Consider the following 4,368-nt stretch of genomic DNA (forward strand, 5'->3'; position numbering starts at 1 on the left):
CCGTCCACGCCTCGCGGGCCGCTTCGCGGTCCCGGCCGTCCAGCCAGGTCAGGTAGTCGCGGTACGGGCGCACCCGCGGCAGGGTCGACGCGCCGCTCCCGTCCGCCGCGTACAGGGTCATGAGCTCGCGGAGCAGGACGGGCATCGACCAGCCGTCCAGCACGATGTGGTGGTTCGTCATGACCAGTCGGACCCGGTTCGCGTCCAGCCGGACGGCCGTGAACCGCAGCAGCGGGGGCCGGCCCAGGTCGAAGCGTGCGGCGCGGTCCGCGGCGGCGAGCCGGGCGGCCTCCGTCAGCCGGTCCTCCTCGGCCAGCCCGGACAGGTCGGCCTCGGCGAAGGGGAGCGTCACCTCCCGCAGGACCAGCTGCGCCCAACTGCCGTTCTTGCGCTGCCGGAACCCGGCGCGGAGGTTGGCGTGCCGCTGGAGCAGGGCCTGGCCCGCGGCCCGCATCCGGGCCGCGTCGAAGGGTCCCTCCAGGTCGAAGGAGACCTGGCCGACGTAGACGTCCGGCCCGTCCGGGTGGAACAGGCTGAGGAACAGGAAGCCCTCTTGCAGCGGGGAGAGCGAAAGGATGTCCTCGATCTTGCTGCGCGAACGAGACGGTTGCTGGCTCACTGCTCTATCTCCCAATCGGACTCAAGGTCGGCTTCGAATTCCTCGATCTCGGACTGACTGAGAGAGGCGAGGGTCACGTCGGACGGGGTGAGGCCTCCCGCGTCGGGGCGGCCGGCGTGCGATACCAGTGCTTCCAGGGCCCGGAACCAGAGTTCCGCCAGGTCACGGGCTTCCCCGTCGCTGATCAGGCTCCGGGCGTAGGTCCAGTCGGCGCGCAGTTCCGGTCCCTGCTCGCCGTCGTGCGCCACCGCGCTGATCTCGACGGCGTGCGCCATCGGCGCCGCCGGGCGGTGGCCCGCGACTCCACCGCCGATGACGCTCCACGGCCCGGCCGCGTCCGGCGCCGGGGCCGTTCTGCGCCCGAGGTAGTTGAACCCGAATCCGGGCTCCGGGAGCGCGGCGAGCCGTGGGCCGGTGTCGGCGTTGAGGTGGCGCAGCAGGCCGTAGCCGAGGCCGTTGCCGGGGACGGCGCGCAGCTGTTCCTTGACCTGCTTGAGGGCGTCACCGAGGGCCGCCCCGTCCCGCTGGACCAGGCTCCAGTCGGCCACCGCCGGCGCCAGTCGGACGGGGTACAGGGCCGTGAACCAGCCCGCCGTCCTGCTGAGGTCGGCGCCGGGTACGGCGTCCTCGTGCCGGCCGTGGCTCTCCAGGTCCACCACCACCGGCGCGTCCGGGTCGCCTCCCCGGTCGCGCCGCCATGCGGCGACGGCGAGGGCGAAGGCGGTCAGCAGGACGTCGTTGACGCCGGCGTTGACCGTGCCGGGGACCCAGGTCAGCAGGGCCTCGGTGGTGTCGGTGGGCAGGGTGAGGCTGACGCGGCCCGCCCGTGCGTGGATGTCGCGCGTACGGTCCACCCGGAGCGGATCGTCGCCGGCGGAGGCGGCCTCCCAGTGGTCGAGTTCGGCCTCGATCCGCGGGTCGCCGGCCAGTTCCGCGAGCGCGGTGGCCCACTGGCGCCACGACGTTCCCACGGGGGCGAGGTCGTCGCCCGCGTAGGCGCTCTCCAGGTCGGGGACCACGATCCGCCAGGTCACCGAGTCGACCACGAGGTGGTGGGCGACCAGGATGAGCAGGCCCTCGGCACGGTCGACGCCGGCGGATCCGAGGTCGAGCCACACGGCCTGGACCATGCGGCCGGCGGCGGGTGCCAGACGGTCCCGGGCGGCCGTCGCCAGGGCCGTGACCAGCTCTTCCACGTCCTCGGCGGGCACCGTCCCGGGCGCCTCGACGCGCAGCAGGACCTCGGCGGCCGGTACGGCGCCGGGCTCCCGCACCTCCATGGCGCCGTCGGCGCCGGCCCGCAGCCGCAACACGTCGTGGTGGTCGAGGACCCGCTGGAACGCGGAGGCCAGCCGGTCCGGGTCCAGCCCCGCCGGCACCGACACCACCACGGACTGGTTGAAGTCGTCGCCGCCCAGCCCCAGTTCGTGGATCCGGGCCATCACCGGGGTGGCGGGCACCGGCCCGTACGGGTCGAGGTCCGCGAGCCGCGCCGGCACTCCGCTGTCGCGGCCGGCCAGCGCCCCGGCCAGCGCGGCCACCGACTGGTGCTCGAAGACGTCACGGACGGCCAGTACGAAGCCGGCCGTACGGGCCCGGCCGACGAGCTGGATGGAGAGGATGCTGTCGCCGCCGAGGTCGAAGAAGCCGTCCTCGACGCCCACCGCCTCCGGAGCCAGCCCCAGCACCTCGCCGAACAGCGTGCGCAGGCTCCGCTCGACCGGCGTGAGCTCCGACCGGCCGGTGGACCCCGTCGCGTAGTCCGGGGCGGGGAGCGCCTTGCGGTCGAGCTTGCCGTTCGCGGTGAGCGGCAGCGCGTCCAGGGTGACGAACGCCGACGGCACCATGTAGTCCGGCAGGGTCGCCCGTACGAAGGAGCGCAGCGCCGGCGCGTCCACCGCGTGCGGACCGCCGTCACCGACGACGTACGCCACCAGCCTGCGGTCCCCGGGCCGGTCCTCGCGGACGACGACCGCCGCCTGGGCCAGCTCGGGGCGGCTGGCGAGCGCGGTCTCGATCTCGCCCAGCTCCACGCGGAAGCCACGGATCTTGACCTGGTCGTCGGCCCGGGCCAGGTACTCCAGCTCGCCCGCACGGTTGAGGCGTACGAGGTCGCCGGTGCGGTACATGCGCTCCCCGGCCCCGCCGTACGGGTCGGCCACGAACCGTTCCGCGGTCAGCGGGCCGCGGTGCAGGTAGCCGCGGGCCAGGCCGCCCGAGATGAACAGCTCGCCCGGTACGCCCGCCGGCACCGGCTGGAGCCAGCGGTCCAGTACGTAGGCCCGGGTGTTGCCCATCGGCCGGCCGATCGGCAGGCTCGCCTGCGCCGTGTACGGGGCCCGCACCTCGTGCTGGGTGACGCACAGGGTCGTCTCCGTCGGCCCGTACAGGTGGCGCAGCACCGTGTCCGGCGCGTGCTCCAGTACCCGGGCGACCGCGACGGGCGACACCACGTCACCCCCGGTCAGGACCTCCCGCACCCCGGCGAACGACTCCGGAGCCTCTTCGGCGATGACCCGGAACAGGCCCGCGGTGAGGTGGATCGCCGTGATCCGGTGCGTGGTGATCAGCTCGCGGACGGACGTGGCGTCCAGCTGCTCCGGCGGCGCCACGACGACCGTGCCGCCGGACACCAGCGGTACCCACAGCTCGTACGAGGACACGTCGAACGCGTGCGGCGCGTGCAGCAGCACCCGGGCGTGCGTACCGGGCCGCCAGGCGTGGTCGCGCACGAGGTCGACGACACCGCGATGGGTGACGGCCACGCCCTTGGGCACGCCCGTCGAACCGGAGGTGTACATCACGTACGCCAGGTCCTGCGGCCGCAGTCCCACGCCCAGGTTGCGGTCCGGGTGCCGGTCGGCCGGTGCGCCGTCCTCGTCCACCACCAGGACCCGCGCGCCGAGCTCGGCGGCGCGTGCCGCCTCGACCCGGTCGGTGAGGATCAGCGGCGCGGTGGTGTCGTCCACGACGAACCGCATCCGGTCCAGCGGATACGTGTCGTGGAGCGGGGCGTAGGCGCCCCCCGCCTTGGAGATGGCGAGGGTCGCCACGACGTGGGCCGGCGAACGTTCCATCAACATGACGACCGGCGTCCCCGGCCGCACCCCCTCCTGGCGCAGCAGGTGGGCGAGCCGGTTGGCGCGCGCGTTCAGCTCCGCGTACGACAGCGATCGCGTACCGGACACCACGGCCGGGGCGTCCGGGGTCAGGGACGCCTGGGCCTCGAACATCTGCGGCAGGGTCGTGTCCAGGTCCTCCAGCACCGGCCCCGCCCAGGCGTCGAGCAGCTCACCGCGCTCGGCGGGGCTGAGGATCCGTAGCTCGGACAGCCGTACGTCCGGATCCGCGGTGACCTCCTCCAGCACCCGGACGAACCGGTCCACCAGCGACTGCGCCGTGGACCGGTCGAAGAGGTCGGTCCGGTAGTCCAGTGCGCCCGTCAGGCCGGCGGCCGCCCCCTCGCCGTCCCGGGTCTCGGTGAGCACGAAGGCGAGGTCCACCTTGGCGACGCTGAGCCTGCTCCGCTCGGGCGTGATCCGCAGCCCGGGCAGGACGAGCGCCTCGTCGGCGGCGCCCTCGACGGTGTTCAGGTTGAGCATCGTCTGGAAGAGGGGGTGGTGGGAGAGGGTGCGGGTGGGGTTGAGGGCTTCTACGAGGCGTTCGAAGGGGAGGTCTTGGTGGGCGTAGGCGGTGAGGTCGGTTTCGCGTATGCGGGTGAGGAGTTCGCGGAAGGTGGGGTTTCCGCT

General features: G+C 73.8%; 2 protein-coding genes. Both read right to left on the reverse strand.

Going from position 1 to position 4,368, the window contains the following annotated elements:
• Positions 1 to 619: condensation domain-containing protein (locus tag AB0D46_RS38280; protein WP_362884695.1), on the reverse strand; the 619-nt coding region annotated here is incomplete at its 3' end.
• The coding region (locus tag AB0D46_RS38285; RefSeq protein ID WP_362884697.1) for an amino acid adenylation domain-containing protein at positions 616 to 4,368 on the reverse strand (3,753 nt) is incomplete at its 5' end. The genes AB0D46_RS38280 and AB0D46_RS38285, both read right to left, overlap by 4 nt.

Origin of the sequence: Streptomyces sp. NPDC048383, from assembly GCF_040651775.1 — a bacterium.
GTDB lineage: Bacteria > Actinomycetota > Actinomycetes > Streptomycetales > Streptomycetaceae > Streptomyces.